The sequence below is a fragment of the Chitinophaga sp. 180180018-3 genome (assembly GCF_037893185.1).
Lineage (GTDB): Bacteria > Bacteroidota > Bacteroidia > Chitinophagales > Chitinophagaceae > Chitinophaga.
The window spans coordinates 5,606,321-5,625,009 of the sequence record NZ_CP140772.1; the positions used below are offsets into that span (position 1 = coordinate 5,606,321).

Annotated in this window: 16 protein-coding genes and 2 tRNA genes; 9 read left to right on the top strand and 9 right to left on the bottom strand. The window is 45.8% G+C overall.

The window, feature by feature from the left end; translation table 11 throughout:
• Window positions 1-19: 19 nt before the first annotated feature.
• Both UNH61_RS21780 and mazG read right to left on the bottom strand, forming a co-directional pair.
• A complete protein-coding gene (locus tag UNH61_RS21780) occupies window positions 20-3,841 on the bottom strand; it encodes a HAMP domain-containing sensor histidine kinase (RefSeq protein WP_326994119.1) in 3,822 nt (1,273 codons plus the stop codon).
• A gap of 21 nt (window positions 3,842-3,862) precedes the next feature.
• Window positions 3,863-4,633: a nucleoside triphosphate pyrophosphohydrolase gene (mazG, locus tag UNH61_RS21785; RefSeq protein WP_326994120.1), complete on the bottom strand. Its 771-nt coding sequence runs from the start codon at window positions 4,631-4,633 to the stop codon at window positions 3,863-3,865.
• A 217-nt stretch (window positions 4,634-4,850) separates the two neighbouring features.
• Here mazG and UNH61_RS21790 point away from each other — a divergent pair, with 217 nt between their 5' ends.
• Window positions 4,851-7,106, top strand: coding sequence for a Tex family protein (locus UNH61_RS21790; protein WP_326994121.1), 2,256 nt, complete (start codon window positions 4,851-4,853; stop codon window positions 7,104-7,106).
• A 125-nt stretch (window positions 7,107-7,231) separates the two neighbouring features.
• Here the strand turns inward: UNH61_RS21790 and UNH61_RS21795 are convergent, their stop codons facing one another.
• The 3 genes from UNH61_RS21795 to UNH61_RS21805 all read right to left on the bottom strand — a co-directional run bounded on the left by UNH61_RS21795 (window position 7,232) and on the right by UNH61_RS21805 (window position 9,667).
• Window positions 7,232-7,756 (bottom strand): hypothetical protein, encoded by a 525-nt coding sequence (locus tag UNH61_RS21795; RefSeq protein WP_326994122.1) that lies wholly within the window; start codon window positions 7,754-7,756, stop codon window positions 7,232-7,234.
• Window positions 7,757-7,919: 163 nt separating this feature from the next.
• Window positions 7,920-8,699: an enoyl-CoA hydratase-related protein gene (locus tag UNH61_RS21800; RefSeq protein ID WP_326994123.1), complete on the bottom strand. Its 780-nt coding sequence runs from the start codon at window positions 8,697-8,699 to the stop codon at window positions 7,920-7,922.
• An 8-nt stretch (window positions 8,700-8,707) separates the two neighbouring features.
• Window positions 8,708-9,667, bottom strand: a complete 960-nt coding sequence (locus UNH61_RS21805; RefSeq protein WP_326994124.1) for a DUF3667 domain-containing protein — start codon at window positions 9,665-9,667, stop codon at window positions 8,708-8,710.
• Window positions 9,668-9,797: 130 nt separating this feature from the next.
• On the opposite strand from UNH61_RS21805, the gene UNH61_RS21810 reads away from it, so the two are divergent.
• From UNH61_RS21810 to UNH61_RS21840, 7 genes are all read left to right on the top strand, one after another.
• Complete coding sequence (locus UNH61_RS21810) at window positions 9,798-10,643, top strand: hypothetical protein (RefSeq protein ID WP_326994125.1); 846 nt, start codon at window positions 9,798-9,800, stop codon at window positions 10,641-10,643.
• Between the two features lie 112 nt (window positions 10,644-10,755).
• A tRNA-Gly gene (locus UNH61_RS21815) sits at window positions 10,756-10,828 on the top strand.
• 20 nt (window positions 10,829-10,848) lie between these two features.
• Window positions 10,849-10,934: transfer RNA gene (locus UNH61_RS21820), tRNA-Leu, on the top strand.
• Between the two features lie 125 nt (window positions 10,935-11,059).
• Window positions 11,060-11,857, top strand: coding sequence for a Fic family protein (locus UNH61_RS21825; RefSeq protein ID WP_326994126.1), 798 nt, complete (start codon window positions 11,060-11,062; stop codon window positions 11,855-11,857).
• A 57-nt stretch (window positions 11,858-11,914) separates the two neighbouring features.
• Window positions 11,915-12,484, top strand: coding sequence for a Crp/Fnr family transcriptional regulator (locus UNH61_RS21830; RefSeq protein ID WP_326994127.1), 570 nt, complete (start codon window positions 11,915-11,917; stop codon window positions 12,482-12,484).
• Window positions 12,485-12,551: 67 nt separating this feature from the next.
• Window positions 12,552-13,502: an amidohydrolase family protein gene (locus tag UNH61_RS21835; protein WP_326994128.1), complete on the top strand. Its 951-nt coding sequence runs from the start codon at window positions 12,552-12,554 to the stop codon at window positions 13,500-13,502.
• A 156-nt stretch (window positions 13,503-13,658) separates the two neighbouring features.
• Entirely contained in the window at window positions 13,659-14,642 is a 984-nt protein-coding gene (locus tag UNH61_RS21840; protein WP_326994129.1) for a GlxA family transcriptional regulator, read from the top strand.
• Between the two features lies 1 nt (window position 14,643).
• On the opposite strand, the gene gap is transcribed toward UNH61_RS21840, so the two are convergent.
• Window positions 14,644-15,642, bottom strand: coding sequence for a type I glyceraldehyde-3-phosphate dehydrogenase (gene gap, locus UNH61_RS21845; RefSeq protein ID WP_326994130.1), 999 nt, complete (start codon window positions 15,640-15,642; stop codon window positions 14,644-14,646).
• Window positions 15,643-15,836: 194 nt separating this feature from the next.
• On the opposite strand from gap, the gene UNH61_RS21850 reads away from it, so the two are divergent.
• Window positions 15,837-16,172: a DHCW motif cupin fold protein gene (locus UNH61_RS21850; RefSeq protein WP_326994131.1), complete on the top strand. Its 336-nt coding sequence runs from the start codon at window positions 15,837-15,839 to the stop codon at window positions 16,170-16,172.
• A 15-nt stretch (window positions 16,173-16,187) separates the two neighbouring features.
• On the opposite strand, the gene UNH61_RS21855 is transcribed toward UNH61_RS21850, so the two are convergent.
• The 3 genes from UNH61_RS21855 to UNH61_RS21865 form a co-directional block, all read right to left on the bottom strand.
• Window positions 16,188-16,655, bottom strand: coding sequence for a hypothetical protein (locus UNH61_RS21855; RefSeq protein ID WP_326994132.1), 468 nt, complete (start codon window positions 16,653-16,655; stop codon window positions 16,188-16,190).
• Window positions 16,656-17,708: a serine hydrolase domain-containing protein gene (locus UNH61_RS21860; protein WP_326994133.1), complete on the bottom strand. Its 1,053-nt coding sequence runs from the start codon at window positions 17,706-17,708 to the stop codon at window positions 16,656-16,658. It abuts the gene before it with no gap.
• A 209-nt stretch (window positions 17,709-17,917) separates the two neighbouring features.
• The gene (locus UNH61_RS21865; RefSeq protein ID WP_326994134.1) at window positions 17,918-18,658 is read right to left on the bottom strand and encodes a DUF4397 domain-containing protein; all 741 of its coding nucleotides are present in this window, start codon (window positions 18,656-18,658) and stop codon (window positions 17,918-17,920) included.
• Window positions 18,659-18,689 lie beyond the last annotated feature (31 nt).

Sequence of the window (18,689 nt, forward strand, 5' to 3'; positions counted from 1 at the left end):
GATCCGTAATTCGTAATTCCTAATTCGTAATTTTTTCGAGCAACGGCAGCTTCACATAGAATGTAGTTCCTTCATTCAGTCGGGTTTCGAACCATATTTCGCCGCGGGCCTGCTCGGCGATGTTTTTGCACATGGCTAATCCCAGACCGGTACCGGAAGATTTGGTGGTGAAGTTGGGAACAAAGATACGGGACTGGACTTCCGTGGAGATACCTTCCCCATTGTCGGCCACGCTGACAATAACGTATTGGTCGGAAGTCTGCTGCATACGAACGGTGATGATACCTTTACGGTCGGCCGGGATAGCCTGGATGGCATTGAGGACCAGGTTGGTAAAGAGCCGGTTCATCTGGGTCTTATCTGCGAAAACATATATATCCTGTGCCGGTGGTATGTAGTTCACTTCACAATCTTCATGGCTTTGATATAAAGAAGTCAGCGAGTGTACGACTTCATTCAGCAGCACTTCTTCGTTATTTGGCTCGCCGATGCGGGCAAAAGCGGAGAAGTCGGACGCAATGTTGGAGAGATGCTCAATCTGCTCAACCAGCGTGCCTGCCACATTGCGGGAAAGTTCCTTTACATTCGGAGAATCATTGGCTATAGCCCGCTGCAGGTACTGGATGCTCAGCTTCATCGGCGTGAGCGGATTCTTGATCTCATGTGCCACCTGCCGTGCCATTTCCCTCCATGCCCCTTCCCTTTCGCTCTTGGCAAGCCGGGAAGCGCTCACTTCCAGCTTACGCACCATTTTATTGTATTCCTTCACCAACGCGCCGATTTCATCATCCTTATCCCATTCGATCTCATCATTACGTTGCCCCAGGTTCACATGCCGCAACTTTTCTGTTACCAGCGAGAATGAACGGGTGATGGAGTTGGTAATTAACAGTGCCACCATGCCTGCGATGAGGAAAATAAATGCGTTAAAATTGATCAACGCTACCAGGAAGTTGGAGATCTGCTGGTTCAGCTCATTCTGCGTGGCGAAATAAGGCACATTCAGATAGGCAATCACCTCATGGGTATCCTGGTTACGCAGGGGCATGTAACCCGACAGGAATGGCATCTTGCCTATGTATTCCGTATGAATAAACTGTATTTCTTCCAATCTTGATAACCGGTAAAAAGCCTGTGGGTCCATCTTTGAGGAGATCAGTCCCCTATCGGTCATCATTGGCTGGGTAGTGGTTTGCATGTTACCATCCCGGTCGTAGATGTTGATATCCAACGCCCTTTCATCGGCAATATCCGATAAGGAAGAGGAAAGTTTTTTCAGTAAACCGGAGTCGTACATGTCGCCTACCTGATCGAGATCCCGCTGGTTTTCGAATACCTTTTCAACATCCTTGGCAACATCCCGCATGGTTTTACTAAGCTTTTCCCTGTTCTGCAATTCAGAGCGGTAGATATAGAACTCGATGGTAGTGACTGCAAGGATGAGGAATGAGAATATGACTACAAAGATGACGGTACCATGAACTTTTCTGCGGATGCTCACATTAATCAGGGAGCGCATATTACTGAGTCTCATCCTGGCTTTTATCAGCAGGTCGAGCGCTTTGTAGATCACGATAATGAGGAGGAAAAGACAGAACATCCAGGCGAAAAGCGTGATAAACTCAATGAACATCCTGTTTTCCTTTGCCACGATCACTATCTTTTCGGGGGAAGCTCTATAGATCAGTTCCGAGTATCCCTGGACAGATCTCGTTTCCACTTCGCCGGTGGGGAGATCGTTATAGTAATACAGGCGTATCGGGAATGGGAAATCGCTGTTGCTGCTCACCAGGATCCCCTTGTCATATATAGCATAGGAATAGGCGCTGGCATAATCCCTGCCCGGATCACTCACATCCCCATCTACCAGCAGTTCAGGGTATAAACGCTGGTTGTTCACTGGTTTAGGCGTAAGCGTATATACCAGCCAGCCGGTTACTTCATTCTGGTTGTTGCGGAATTCCTTCTTGGCGATATAACTGAAATCATTGAAGCTGCGCTCGTGATAGTACAGGTCGTTGCCAGGCACCAGCGACGGTGCTGTTGCGGGGTTGCCGAATATCTGGCGGTTAAAGCTGGTCAGGCTCATCGTATCGCCCGGGAACAGGGAGTTTCCGTTCTCATCATACGCGTAAATATCGATCCTGAACCGGTTGAGATATCCCTGAAAATACTTCTGCACCAACATATCCTCGAATTCCGCCTTCTTTTGTTCGCGCAGGCTATGGTCGTGAAAGAAGTATTGGATGTTCTCGTCGTGTTCTATCTTCTTACCAATATCATTCAACAACATTTCCAGGTAAGGGTCTTTCTGCTTCGACAATTCTTCCGCCACCTTTTCCCGGGCAGATCTTTCCTTATGATTGTTGTAATGCACCAGTGTGCCGGAGGTGGTAATTGTGAGCAGGAATAACCAGAAAAGAAACGGCAATGTAGCCATACTGCTTTCGAAGCGATCGGCCAGGAAATCCAGCAGTACAATGTATATCAGCAGCCAGATGACCATTGATATCAGGAAATGCAGGTCGGGATTATGAATCCGGGCCAGCAGCCAGATGATACCCACAGCGGCGAGCCAGATATATTTGATACGGTACCGGAAATTAGTCAGCTCATTCAGGAGATAGTTGATGATTTGCGAAAAAAACAGGAAGCTGAATGAAATGAAGCCCAGCACCATGAATCCGATCACACTGTATTCGGAAAGGCTGAACAGATTGGTAACGTCAAAAGAGATCTTGGAGTCGATCACGAGGCTCTGGATCAGCTCCGACAGGAACTGCTCCACGATATATAAGATCAGGCTGGCCACGATGATCACTCCGCTCTGCAACCACCTGTTCCTGATCACGGGCGGGTTGATGGTTTTAACGTGTTCCCGGAAGAAAAGGATCATCCAGAAAGTGAGCAGTACGTTGATGAGCAGATCGCCCAGCGAATAAAAGATTTCATCCTTTGCATATATGCGCGGATCGAAGATGTTCAGGTCTTTGAGATTAAACGGGAACGGATATACGTAGCTGAGTACCCTAAGCCCCAGTATCACGAGGAACAGGAACAGGAAGCCATACAGCGGGTTGGTGGTTTTAGCCAGTAAGGAAGCGAACAGGTTCAGGAAAATGAGCACACATATACAGCCGAGTACTCTCAGTGCCACACTAAGTGTATTAGGAGGATGCACGTGCATGCCGCTGTTATAGTCGAGGTAAAAAAGCGTTTTACCGTTACCGTTATTCACCGGCAGTACTATATGTTCAGGCAGCTGCAACGCAGGCCGGTCCATCAGTATACTGTATTCATCGCCCAGTTCTTCCTTATGATAAAAATGGCTGATCAGGTAATTGTTATGGATGGAGTATTCCATTCTGACGGGGATGGCGGCCACCACAAAATGTGCGTCTGCGGTATTAGATCCGATGCGGCGGGTTATCAGCTCATAGTACCCGTTTTTCAGTTTCACAAACTGCTCCCCTGGTTCCAGTCCTGCCGGCATTTCTTCCGGTTGTACGAGGCTGGTACTCCAGAAGGTGAGCCATGTACCGGATTTGCTGGAATCGTAGGCAAACAGGAAATATTCGAGGGAGGTTAGTTTGTCGAGCGTTTGTTGCGAAAAGTTGCGTTGAAACAGCGAGGCAGTAATCGCCGTATCCTGCGAAAGTTTCGCGAAAGCTTTTTCCCGCTGGCTGATACTTTTCTCCACGCTGCGCTTAACGCCTTGCGGAGAAGAGTAGTACGACCAATAGTTACTGAACAGGAAGGCGAAAGTGAACAGCCAGGCTGCAATGATCAGTAAATAGCCATGACGCAGGAAAAAAAGTCTTATTTCTTTAGAATCGATCAATGCGCTTTAATATAGAAAGATTTACAATTGTTCAGTTGTTTTCACCTGGTTCCAGAGTGTATCCATTTCCGTTAAGGTCATATCGTTGAGGGTGCGGCCTTTTTCCAATGCGAGTACTTCCATGGCCTGGAAGCGGCGCTGGAATTTTTTGTTGGTACGTTCGAGCGCATTTTCCGCATCGATATCGAGGAACCTGGAATAGTTGACGAGGGAGAACATCACGTCGCCGAATTCGTCTTCCATATCATCTTTATTACCGCTGTTAACGGCTGTTTCCAGTTCATGTACTTCTTCCTTTACCTTATCCCATACCTGTGAGGTGGTATCCCATTCAAAGCCGGCTTGTTTGGCTTTTTCCTGGAGGCGCATGGCTTTCACGAGGGCAGGCAGAGAAAGTGGCACGCCCCCCATCACAGATTTCTTTCCTTCTTTCAGCTTCAGTTTCTCCCAGTTTTGTTTTACCTGCTCTTCCGTTTCGGCTTTCACATCTCCATAAATATGCGGATGGCGGTGGATCAGTTTATCGCAAACGCCATTAATCACATCATTGATATCAAATTGCTGTTGTTCGGAAGCAATTTTGGCATAAAATACCATATGCAGGAGGATATCTCCCAGTTCTTCCTTAATGGATTTCCAGTCTTCGTCGGTGATGGCATCGGCCAGCTCGTAGGTTTCCTCAATGGTAAGCTGACGGAGCGTTTGAATAGTTTGCTTACGGTCCCAGGGGCACTTTTCCCTTAAATCGTCCATAATCTGCAAGAGGCGATCGAATGTGGCTGTCTTTTCCATATTTGTAAAAATAGCGATCATTTAGGGATTTTGACATCCGGTCAGGCGGGAAATTAATTCCCCAGCCGGCGCAATAAAATTGGGGAATACTTTTTCTTGGTTAAAAAGCCATTTTAATTACATTTGCGGGCTGTATTTCATGGCATCCGGCGGGCCTATTCTGCTGTTGCAGCAGGTTACCCCGGGTATCAGAAAATCCAAAAAAATGTATTGATTTATGAATCCTAAACACATTACGCTTATTTCAACGGAGCTGGGTATTTCCGGTAAACAGGCAGAAAATACCATGAACCTGTTATCGGAAGGAGCTACCGTGCCATTCATCAGCCGTTACCGCAAGGAAGTGACGGGTAGCCTGGATGAGGTACAGATAGGCCGGATTGAAGACTTGCAGAAGCGTTACAAAGAGGTGGATGATCGCCGTGAGTTCATTATTAAAACGATTACAGAACAGGAAAAAATGACTCCTGAGCTGCTGGCCAAGCTGGAAGGTACCTGGGCGCTGGCAGAGCTGGAAGATATATACCTGCCATATAAGCCCAAACGCAAGACCCGCGCCACGGTGGCCATCGAAAAAGGGCTGGAACCGCTGGCAACGCTGCTGTTTGATCAGCAGGACGGCGATATTGCCGCTGCCGAAGGCTTTATCAATGAGCAGGTAGCCACTTCTGAGGAAGCGCTGAAAGGTGCGCGGGATATTATTGCAGAGTGGATCAATGAAAATGCCGAATGCCGCGACAAGCTGCGTAAACTATTCACCAATACGGGCAAGCTTACTTCCAAAGTAGTGGAAGGAAAAGAAGCTGAAGGTGATAAGTATAAAGACTATTTCGAATTTTCCGAAGATTTACGGGAGATGCCATCTCACCGGGTACTGGCTATTCTGCGTGCGGAGCACGAAGGCATCCTGTTCAGCTCCATTGCGCCCCAGGAAGAAGATGCGATGGAACTGCTCAACAAGCAGTTTGTTACCGGTAAAGGTAAGGCGGCAGAACAGGTAGGCAAGGCAGCCACCGATGCTTACAAGCGCTTGCTGCGCCCATCACTGGAGAATGAGTTCAGGGCAGTAGCGAAAGATAAAGCAGATAACGAGGCGATAGAAGTATTTGCAGAAAACCTGCGTCAGCTATTGCTGGCGGCTCCATTGGGGCCGAAAGGTGTTGTGGCCATCGACCCGGGTTACAGAACCGGTTGTAAGGTGGTAGCGCTGGATAACCAGGGCAATATGCTGGCAAATGATGTGATATTCCCGCTGGAAAAGAATCATAAAAGAGATGATGCAGAAGCATTGCTGAAAAAATGGGCGGAGAAATACCATACAGAAGCGATTGCCGTGGGCAATGGTACCGCAGGGCGTGAAACAGAGGAATTTGTAAAGAAGATAGATTTTGGCAAGAAGATCAATGTATTCATGGTGAATGAAAGCGGCGCTTCGGTTTATTCTGCTTCAGAAGTAGCCCGCGAAGAGTTCCCGGATCATGATGTAACCGTTCGTGGCGCGGTGTCCATCGGCCGCAGGCTGATAGATCCGCTGGCGGAGCTGGTGAAGATTGATCCTAAATCCATTGGCGTGGGTCAGTACCAGCACGATGTGAGCCAGTCGTCATTAAAGCAGAGTCTGGATCGTGTGGTGGTGAGCTGCGTAAATAACGTGGGTGTGAATCTGAACACGGCTTCCAAGCATCTGCTGGCATACATTTCCGGGTTAGGCCCATCGCTCGCGGAAAATATTGTAAAGTACCGCAGGGAAAACGGTCCGTTTAGCAACCGTACGCAGCTGAAAAAGGTGCATCGTTTGGGCGATAAAGCATTTGAGCAGTGCGCGGGCTTTTTGCGAATTGAAAACGGGGATAACCCGCTGGACAATTCCGCGGTGCATCCGGAGCGTTATACGCTGATTGAGGAAATGGCTACGAGGCAGCACTGCAGTGTGCCTGATCTGATGAGCAAAGATGAGCTGCGCAAGCAAATCAATCCGAAGGAGTATATTAGTGAAGAAGTTGGTTTGCTGACGCTGGAAGATATCCTGAAGGAGTTGGCGAAGCCCAGCCGCGACCCTCGTGATGAGATTTCTATTTTTGAATATGCAGATGGTATCCATAAGATAGAAGACCTGAAGCCGGGTATGGTGTTACCGGGCGTAGTGACGAACATCACTGCCTTTGGGGCATTTGTGGATGTGGGCGTAAAACAGGATGGCCTGGTGCATATTTCCCATCTCTCCAGTAAATTCATCAGTAATCCTAATGAAGCGGTTAAGCTGAATCAGAAGGTGCAGGTAACAGTACTGGAAGTAGATGTTGCCCGTAAGCGTATTTCATTATCTATGAAAGATAGTAATAACGCAGGTGGTGGCAGGAAAGAGAAGGACGTCAGAAAAGATCAGCCTCGCAGGGATAAACCGGCGAAAGAAGCGCCGATGAATGATTTCCAGGCGAAGCTGGCGGCGTTGAAGAATAAGTTTGATAAATAGAATTACGAATTAGGAATTACGAATTACGAAATAGCTCGAAGATCTTAGCGGATAATAGTATTATCAATCGCTAAGATCTTCGAGCTATTTCGTAATTCGTAATTCCTAATTCCTAATTCGTAATTCTATTTATCGAACTTCCTCATCCAGTGCAGGAATTTTTCCGGGTAGTCTGTATCCCCTCTTTCACTGAACAGCATAAGATTTTTGTTGACGGTGAAGCCTATGTAGATGATATCGCGCTCCAGGTCTACCGCTACGGCGGCCTCGTCGTAGCCTGATTTACCGGGCACATAGCCTTCATTGAAAAGGATCCGGTTTTCTATTTCGATGGGTGGCGACACTTTCAGTCGCTCGAAGAAAGGGCGTTTCGCCTTGCCGAGTAATGTGGCCGTTCTGGTTTTCAGCGGTTCCTCGTTAAAGAGGCCGCTTTCCACTGCGTACTTACCGGCATAGTCCAGAAAATTGTTCCAGGAGGCTACTTCATCAGCCTGGATGGTGTCTCCGATAGCGATCATGGTGTCGGTAGCCGGCTGCCGGTCATTGTCTGTCAGTAATACATCCTGGGGTTTCTCTATCGGGCTGTTACAGGCAAGCATATAAACGCCAAGTGACAGCAGGGATGCAAGAGGGAATTGTTTCGCAATCATGGTTAATTTTTTTACAACAACGACGGGGTTTTAACAGCGGGTCACAGGTACCAGATCTCCTATGGCGAGCTATCAGGTTGATTTTATTATTTATCAGTGGAAGGTTAACAGGTCAAATAACAAAAAAAATTAATGGTTTTCAATAAATAAAAGTAGTGCCGGTCTATCTACCTTTGAACACAGGTGTTCTTTTCTCCATAAATGCCTTCATGCCTTCCTTCTGATCTTCAGATGCAAAGAGAAGATAAAAATTCTTACGTTCAAAATATAATCCTTCTTCCAGGCTGGTTTCGAATGCCTTCAAGACAGCTTCCTTAGCCATTTTCAGGGCAATGGGGCTCATGGCAGCTGTATCTGCGGCCAGTTTGATGGCTTCGGAGAGGAATAGTTCCGGAGGAACCACGCGGTTGATCAATCCGGCCTGTAGCGCTTCAGCAGCGGTGATCAGGCGACCGGTGAGTACCATTTCCATTGCGAGGGCTTTGCCGACAGCGCGGGTAAGACGTTGAGTGCCGCCGGCTCCGGGCATTATACCGAGTTTTATTTCCGGCTGGCCGAAACGGGCAGTTTCACTGGCAACGATCATATCGCACAGCATCGCCAATTCGCAGCCGCCTCCGAGTGCAAAGCCACTAACCGCGGCGATGACAGGCTTCTTTGTTTTTTTGACGGTATCCCAGGTGCTGAACTGATCGGTGTGGTACATATCGATAGCCGATTGCTCCGCCATCTGTTTAATATCTGCGCCGGCGGCAAAGGCTTTTTCGTTGCCGCTGATAACGATCGTCCGCACATCATTATCGGCATCGAGAGATTTCAGGGCATCTCTCAGTTCAGCCATCAGCCGGAGGTTCAGGGCATTAAGCTCTTTAGGCCGGTTTAACTGAATGTGGGCAACATTGGGCGCCACTTGTTGGTGTATGATGATGAATTCGGGTTGCATTTCTAAATTTAAAGAAATATTGTCAAAATAAGCAGCACATACCCCAATAGTAACAAAGAGGCGGAGAACAGGTAAGCGGTAAGGAGCAGTATGCCTTTCAGCATTGATTTCGGGTAGCTCTGGTGATAATTGTTTCGTAAAGCCAATACCAGATAGATGAATATGATCCAGTAGCTGAAGGTCAGGAAAATGCCTGTATGGAAGATCTGCCCGAAGAGGAAAGCCAACAATGCCAGGATAAAAGCGAATGAATGCAGGTGTATGGTAAAGATGGCATGATCGACATATAACCATTTGCTACGGTCATAGAAAAGCTTCATCAACAGGGCAAAAAGCGGCAGCAGTATGAACATCATTTTGGGCAGGTTATGCTGGAAAATCTCGATAAAAGCTTCGCCGAGATTATTACCATGTTTTTGTTTCATCTCCACTAATCTTCTTAACACCACTTTTTGGGTGCCGGCTAATTTCAATGAGTCGGGCAGCGCATGCTGGATGGAATCGAATGCCTGAATGGAATTGACATTTGCCAGCACATCTACCCAATCGACAGAACTCTTTGCTATACCGGAGCTATTCAGGACAACGATAGAATCGATCTTTTGCCGTTCCTGTGCCGTCAATTCCCGTTGTGGTTCCTTTTCCGATTCCTTATGACTGAAAGCAAAGACGCCGAAGAAAAAGACGAAAGAAACAAAAATGTATAGTTTGATAGGATTTACATAGCGTACCCTTTTGCCGGCCATGTATTCCCGGGAGAGATATCCCGGCCGGAAGAGAAGATATTTAAGGGTAAGCAGGAACTGGGAATCGTAGTGCAATACATCCGCCACGAAGTGTTTCACCAGATGACCGAAGGTTTCATGTTGTACAGCATTTTCCTGTCCGCAGTGGGTACAATAACGTTCGGGAACTTCCGTGCCGCAATTGAGGCAGTTTTTCTCTTTACGCAGAGGTTGAGATTTCACGCGACTTAGATTTTATTGGTTGTAAGTAGCAGCAATATAAAAAAGAAATAGAATTATGCGATAGTAGTTTGAGTTAAAAAATTTTAATATGATTTTTGCGTTTTAGGTTTAATCAGCGATTTTTACGTACATGAAGAAAACAATGTTACTGGCACTGGGGATGCTGGCATTTACGGGCCGGGCTTTCGGCCAGTATTACTTTCAGGACATCTACAACACGCAGCAAACGGCAGCTACGCTGGCTTTATTGAAGGAAAATAAGGTAAAGCTCCAGCAGGTGCGGACATTTGATGCCAATATGGAGCAGGACCAGGACTTCCGATGTGAGCGGAGCCTGGCCCCCACGTACCGGCAAATGAAGTCGCAGACACAGTCGAGCTCCACCGGGTATTCAGCGCTGGTTTCCACTTTTTCAGCCAAGGGGCAGCTGATTAAAACGGTTGACAGTTCCGCAGCGAGTGTAACGGTAACGCAGTACCGGTACGATGGTGGTGGGCGTTTGCAGTATATCAACAGTTTATCGACTGCCCGTGACAGCAAGATGCGGTTTGATGAAAGCCGCAGCTATAATTACGACAGTGTGGGGCATTTGCAGCAGATGATCCAGAAAAAGAGCAACAATGCTGATTCGGCGATCATATTGTTCAAGACGGATAGTAGTGGTCATGTTACCGAGGAGCTGGAGAAAAGCAGCGGGAAACGGACATTTTACAACTACGATGCCAATGGGCGGTTGACGGATGTATATCGGTATCAGGCAGTGAAGAAGCGGATGTTACCAGATTATATCTTTGAGTATAATGCGAAGGGGCAGGTGTATAAGATGACTACCGTTAACGCACAAACGTCGACCTACACAATCTGGCAGTATGAATATCAGGCGAACGGGTTACCGTTGAGTGAAACCTGTTATGGTAAGGGACGTGAGCTGCAGGGTATGGTTAAATACAGCTATGAGCAGCAGCCGCAGATGTAGTTTAAAAAAAAGAGATCTGTAAAATATTTTGGTTCAAGGTGTAAAAAAATTTTGCTGCATCGAAAAGATTGCTATCTTTGCAATCCCAACGAAAAAAAGTTCTTTAACACCTGCGGAAGTAGCTCATTTGGTAGAGCACGACCTTGCCAAGGTCGGGGTGGCCGGTTCGAGCCCGGTCTTCCGCTCTAAGGTTTTACACCTTGATACCCTGGTGGTGGAATTGGTAGACACGCGGGACTTAAAATCCCGTTCGCAGCAATGCGAGTGTGGGTTCAACTCCCATCTGGGGTACACATAGGACTGGCGTTCTAAAGTTGCTTCAAGGCATCGCGGAAGCGGTGCCTTTTTTGTTTGTAGTAAAATTGTTATATTTCTATTGTTGTGCAACTTAGTTCACAAACCATTCCTTACGACATATGAGCACTTACCTGCTTCAGATCGTAAAAGGTGACTTATTGGAAAGTTTCAGCAGCAAAATTGATGTAGAGGCGCTCTCTGGAGCTTTTTTAAAATTGGAAGATGCCGAATTATCAACCGCTGATTTTAGTTTTTATACCTCAGTTGCATCCGTTTATTCCAGCAAAATTGAAGGTGAATCCATTGAGTTAGACTCCTATATAAAACATAAAAGGTTTGGTGTTGAATTCCTGCCAGACTATACCAGAAAAATAGACGACTTATATCTTGCCTATCAATTTGCGAAAGATCACATTCCTGATAAGGAAAATATTTCAGCAGTACATGGTATACTGGCCAAACACATTGTCTCCAAAAATTGGCAGGGGCGCTTTAGAAATCAAAATATGTTTGTTACGACTGATGACGGCAGAATTGAATATGTAGCTGCATCTCCATTTGTAGTAAATGAGGAAATGGATAAACTGTTCCATGATATTTCTACACTCCTGCAAACTAAGTTAGATATAACATCTGCTTTCTTTTTTGCCAGTATGATTCATCTGGTATTTGTAAAAATCCATCCCTGGAATGATGGTAATGGCAGAAGTGGGAGGTTGCTTGAAAAATGGTTTCTTGCGCAACACCTGGGAGCTAAGGCCTGGTTTCTACAATCTGAAAAGTACTATTACATGCACCATCAGGAGTACTACAACAATATCAGGCTCCTGGGACTTGAATATGATGAATTGGATTACAGCAAAGCATTACCTTTTGTGGAAATGCTGAGTAAGGCGGTAGTAGATAGTAATCAATAATGATACTCAGAGAAGCGCTGCTTCTTTTGTTTATTATTGCCGCAATAATCAATTAGTATGCATGAACAACTGACTAAATATATCACAGACAGGGTTCAACTAAGTGAAACCAATTTACAGAAGGTCCTCTCCTGCTTTCATCTCCTGAAAACAAAAAAGAATGAACTGGTAGGAAGAACAGGAGAGCCATCGAGACGCATGTTCTTCGTCAACAAAGGATGCCTGCAGGTGTATTTTATCAAACCCGACGGAAGAGAGGCTACTCGCCGGTTTGCTTTCGAAAATTCCTTTTCTACTTCCTTAACATCTTTTATAGACGGTACATTGCTCAAAGAAGACACGCAGGCTATTGAGCCATCGGAATTGCTGTATATTCACCGCGAGGATTTTTACTCCCTGCTGAATACTATTCCTGGTTGGGAAATATTTTATCGTGGTTTTCTTGAATATGCCTATCTCACCAATACCAGGAGGCTGGAAGATTTTATTACACTAAATCCCCGGGAGCGCTATCAATTGCTGCTGAAAGAAAACCCGCAGATGGTACTCCGTTTACCTAATAAGCTGGTGGCAAATTATCTCAATATTACCCAGGAGGCACTTAGCAGAATAAAATCGGGAATGTAATTATTTGATCAGGATCAATAATATAGCAATCGGATAGCTGGATTTTTGTAGCTCAAATCAATCTGCTATGCGCATTATAACATTAGAAGAGCACATTGCCTTATCCGAGTTTGCCCATGAGATACAACAATGGCCTTTGCCTCAGCAGGCAGTGGAGAAACTCGCTGACATCAGTGACATTCGCTTAAAATCAATGGACGATAACGGTATTGATATGCAGGTATTGTCTGTAGTAGGTAGGGGCGCGGAAAGTTTACCACCTTCGAAAGCCCTGCAATTCGCCGTCAGGTACAATGATATCCTTGCGGCAAGAATTGCCACCCATCCTACCCGGTTTAAGGCATTCGCACATCTACCGATGTCGTCTCCGGAGGCGGCGGCGAACGAGTTGGAAAGGGCAAAAGAGGAACATCATTTCTGCGGAGCCCTGATCAACGGGCTTACAAATGGTAAATTCCTGGACCTTCCGGAATTCAGTCCATTACTGCAAAAGGCAGAACAATTACAAATGCCTCTTTACCTGCACCCCGGCCTGCCACCGGAAACTGTAGCCGAAGCATATTACAACGATCTGCCGGGATCATTAGGTGTGATGCTTGCATGCGGCGGATGGGGATGGCATGCCGAAACCGCCTTACAGGTATTACGTTTGATTACTACCGGAACATTAGACCGGTATCCCCGGTTAAAGATCATCATTGGCCATATGGGAGAAATGATACCTATGATGATGTCGCGGCTGGATGAGAAATTCAATGTTACCAGCACGGGGTATCACCAGCGTTCAGTCAGTCAAACCCTGCGCGATCAGGTACACATCACCACCAGTGGGATCTTTACATTGCCTCCATTGATGGCCGCACTGGGAACTTTCGGTATCGATAATGTGATGTTTTCCGTAGATTATCCTTTCAGTACAAACGAAGCAGGGAAACAACTGCTGGCAAGCATTCCACTGCCTTCTGAAGAGGTAACGAAGATAGCAGGTGGAAATGCAGAGAGACTGCTGGGTCTGTAAGGAATTGACGTTTTGCGGGAGTTATCGCCGTACTTTTCCCTGCCCAGGGATAGTCTCTTAGAGAGGATCACAAGCATGGGAGGATTGATCAATGCGCACTGATCCGGAGTAAAAGAAAATGTCTTATTTTTACATAAATATTCATTTTCTGCCAATATGGATAAAACAAGACATATCGTTATACTGGTGCCACCGCAAACTTCCTTGTTAGATGTAGCAGGTCCGCTGGAGGTTTTTTCCAAAACCTCTGACTATATGACGAAGTATAGAAAGGTAAAAGACAGATACTATACTACGCACCTGGTATCCATGGATGATACAATGGCGGTTCCCACGTCTTCCGGTATGCCTGTAATTTGCGAAGGAGGTATTTCGGGGATTCGTTATCCGATCGATACTGTGATCATTGCGGGCAGAGGAGAATACAGAAAGGGAGCACCAGCACCGATATTGAAATGGATACAAAAGATCAATAAGAGCAAATCGAAAGTCCGCATCGCTTCCATTTGTGCAGGAGCTTTTATCCTTGCGGAAACCGGTCTGCTGGATAGTCGCCGCGCTACCACCCACTGGCAGCTTCACGATAAACTGGCCGAAAAATTCCCATTGGTCAAAGTAGAGAAAGATCCTATTTATATCAAACAGGGCAATATTTACACGTCGGCCGGAATATCTACCGGTATTGATCTCACACTGGCACTGGTAGAAGAAGACCTGGGAAGGGAGGTAGCCATCGAGATATCCAGGATCCTCGTATTGTACCTGAAACGGCCCGGAAATCAGTCGCAGTTCAGCAATATCCTCATGACGCAGAAAACGGACTACAGACCGGTAAAAGACAGTTTGCAGTGGATTCAGGAACACCTGGACGAAGATTTATCCGTTGAACGACTGGCTGCCAAAGCTTCTATGAGCGCCCGTAATTTCTCCAGGGTGTTTTACAGAGAAGCGGGAATAACTCCAGCCAAGTTTGTTGAAAAAGCCCGGGTAGAAGCGGCCCGCCGCCGTCTGGAAGAAACCGGTTTAAGCCTCGATGAAATAGCGGCAGAATGCGGAACCAGCGACGCCAATGGCTTAAGGCGGCTTTTTATTCGCCACCTTAATACCACTCCGGCGGCCTACCGGAAAAGCTTTGCCTGACTTATATATTGCCGAAACAGATCAATAACCTTATTAGCTGGGAAACGAACGACATTTCATTATCGTACCACGATACCGTCTTCACCAGTTGCTTATCTCCTATCCCGGTGATCTTGGTCTGAGTGGCGTCGAACAGCGAACCATAGCTCATTCCGATTATATCCTGCGAAACGATGGGATCTTCGTTATAGCCGTATGATTCATTTACAGCTGCTTTCATTATCCCGTTTATTTCCTTCTCACTGGTTGCTCTATTCAACAAGGTATATAGTTCCACCACTGAACCTGAATGAACAGGAACACGCTGGGAAGAGCCATCCAGTTTTCCATTCAGTTCAGGGATTACCAGGCCTATGGCCTTTGCCGCACCGGTGGTGTAAGGAACGATACTGTCGGCCGCTGCCCTCGATTTACGGAAACCGTTTTTAGGATCAGGTGTATCCATCAGTGGCTGTGAATTCGTATAGGCGTGAATGGTATTCATCTGCCCGGTAATGATGCCGAACCGGTCATTCAGGACCCTGGCCATAGGGGCCAGACAATTGGTAGTACATGATGCTGCGCTGATCAATACATCTTCCTTATTCAGCAGCTGATGGTTAACATTGTACACAATCGTTTTCACCTCCTTGTCAGAAGGCGCTGATATGATCACTTTTTTGGCACCCGCCTTCAAATGCAATGCAGCCTTGTCTTTCGATTCAAAGATCCCGGTACATTCCAGTACCACGTCTATATCCAGCTCCTTCCAGGGTAAGTTCTCAGGATGTCTTTCTGCATATACCGCTACCTCCCTGCCGTCAACTGTCAACGACTTCTCCGTACTACGCACCGTATTGGGAAATACACCATGTATAGAATCATATTTCAGTAAATATGCGAGCATTTCAGGTGTGCTCAGATCATTCAATGCAACTACTTCCACTTCATTATTACCAAACAGCTTTCTGAATGTCATTCTACCGATTCTCCCGAATCCGTTTATTGCAACTTTTATCATACTATCTGATTTTAGTCTGTATGACAAAGGTAGCTCTTGCCCGCTTTGTCTGAAATGACAAATTTCATGCAATTTAGGACATATGGTAAAAATCAGACATTGGATATAAATAGCGTTATTGGAGAAGCAATGCTTTTTTTGTTTGTAGTAGAATCGCTATATTTCTATTATTACCAATCTCAGTTCATTATAAAATGAAACATCCTTTTCAGTGTATTGACTGGAGCACCATTGACTCCACCACTCACCCCGGTATTACCGGCATGGCATTCTGGCAAACGCTTCAATTGCCTGGCTTACGAATACGAATTGTTACCTATTCTCCCGGATATCTGGCCGACCATTGGTGCAGGAAGGGGCATATTGTTCACTGTCTCGAGGGCAGTTTTATCAGTGAATTGGATAACGGGGAACAATTTGTATTGCGTCAGGGAATGACTTATGTTGTTTCTGACGATCTTAGCAATCATCGATCCAGCACTGAATCGGGGGTTAAGCTATTGATAATTGACGGAGATTTCCTGCAATAACCTATGGCGGCAGCTTTACATCAGCCCCAGTTTCTTCATCGCCTTTATTCCATCTTCACTGACAGGATTAAGTTCCAGTGATTTTCTGTACATTTTTATTGCATCTTCCCTACACCCGGCTTCCAGCAATGCTTCGCCATAACTGTCGTAAGTATTGAAATCAGCCGGCTGCAGGAAGGTATTCAGTTTAAACGTTTCCAATGCCCATTGCAGGTGCTCCCGGGCCTTAGACTGATACAGGAAATCATATCCCAGGAAGTTCATTTCCCTTGGATTAAAATAATAGTTTGTGCTGTCTGTCTTACAAAGATGTAACATGCAGGCAGCATGATCTGCCCCCAGCTCCATCAATGCCCTGGCATATTCACGGACAGCGGACTTCCTGAAGTATAAAGGAATTGCAGGCTTTCGATTCAGCATATACAAACAGGAGGTCACATTAGCACCCAAAGCATTGTTGCCATTTGTGTAAGCTACGATCACCTATTTACTGCTCAGGTTATGGTAGTAGAAAGTTGCCAGTCCAAATTTAAATCCTCCATGCCCCACTCCCTTTCCATATCCCGGCATTCTGAATATTTCCCAGCCCAGCGCATATTGTCCAACACCATCTCCCAACATCGTATCCATATGCTCTTCATATTCTTTTCCATTGTTTAGTTTAACCGGAGTAATAGCTTCTTCCACAGTGGAAGGCGACAGCAGCTTACCACTAAAAAACGCGTCATCGAATTTCAGCATATCATCTGTTGTGGTGATTACGTTGGAAGATCCCACACTTCCACTGTTGTTATACTCTGAATACCGGTAACGTGCTACTTTATCGGCCTGTGCCCAGGCTGTATCATAGAAAGTTGCTTTCACCTGATGCTTTACCACCAAAGTATCATAAGCATGATTAATATCGCCTATATAGGTGTTTTTCATACCTGCCGGTTTGAAAATATATTTCTCCATATATGCAGGAAAATCAAGCCCGGACACCTTTTCAACTATCAAAGCCAGCAGATTGAAGTTAGTATTACAATACCTGAACTCATCTCCCGGTTTAAAATACAGACCCTTTGTCCATTGCTTTAACAAAGGCAACACTGTAACATTTGTGATGATTGTATCAGGATGTTGCTTCACTAATTCCTCAAACAGCTCCAGGTTTGGTAAGCCTGAAGTATGTGTTAACAGGTGACGTAGAGTGACACCAGGAAATGGAAAGCCGGGAAGATACCTGCTAACTTCATCTTCCAGCTTTAGCTTTCCTTTATCTTTTAACTGAAGAATGGCGGTAGAAGTAAATATTTTGGAAATAGACGCGAGGTTAAAACGTGATTGTCCTGTATTCTTTTGTTGCCCGGCGTAATTTGCATATCCGCCTGAAAAAGTATATACCTTATGTTCATTTTCTGCCAGGGTGATATTACCATCATAAAGCTGATGAACAGCGATGGAATCAAAATAGTTTTTAAGCGCAATATTCCGGTACTGAGCTGGAGCGCCGACAGATATCAGGCAAATTGTTCCGATGATAATTGATCGCATAAGTAAGAGTTTGAAGACGGAACAATATAAAACCTCTGGTTAACAGATCTTGGTGAATGGGGTGAACAAGGTGAATTGTGTGATGAAATGCGGTTTCTTTCATTTCTTTTTTTTAATAAAGCAGATCTCCTGATGAAGATCTGCTTTATTTCCTTAGAAATGGCCACTTACAACCCGTTTGGGGGAGTGTACATGATGCTCATTTCTATTTACTGATGTTGCCATACATGAAGCCCCACCCCGGTAGCTCCTGTAGCATTTTTCAGTCCGCCGAGATACAGCGTCACCACTTTTCCTTCTACCAGTTTAACAGAAGGAATATCCAGAATGGTAGTCACTTTTGTACCGGATTTGGTTTTGATTTTCACGCGATAATCACCGGCAGCCAACGGCTTGAAAGCAGCGAGCGCCGTAGCGTCGGGTTTGTCACCGATATAAGCGGTATTATTAACCAGTCGCAGGCTATCTTTGTCTTTGAACACATCAATATCTACAGCAGCACTATTGGGAGACAAGTGCAGAAATCGAACACTGGTTTTACCTTTTCCGGGATCGCCCAGGTTATCTTTCAGCAGTAATGCTTTGATTTTGTTATTCTGCAGCGTATCATAAAGGAACAATGAATAGTTCTCTTTGTCCACGAGCGTGTACTTCGTTTCCAGCACCACTTTATTACCTTCCAGCGAGAATTTCAGCACCGCTTCTTTGTCTGCAGATACGGTAACATAAGCCTTTGGCAGGTTACGGAAGGCCAGTTTATCCGGGACTTTCTTACTATTGATCTCCGTTGTTAGTTCACCGGTTTTCGGAGAGGCGTGCACCACCTGTATAGTGGCTTTCTTCGGCGCAGGAGGAGTTGGATCATTATTCTTTTTTTTGCAGGCAGCCAACACGGCACCTGCCAGCAATACAAAGGCGATGCCTTGCAGAGACATTCTTACTTTTTTCATATTCAGGTAATTTATTAATCGTGATTGTCTA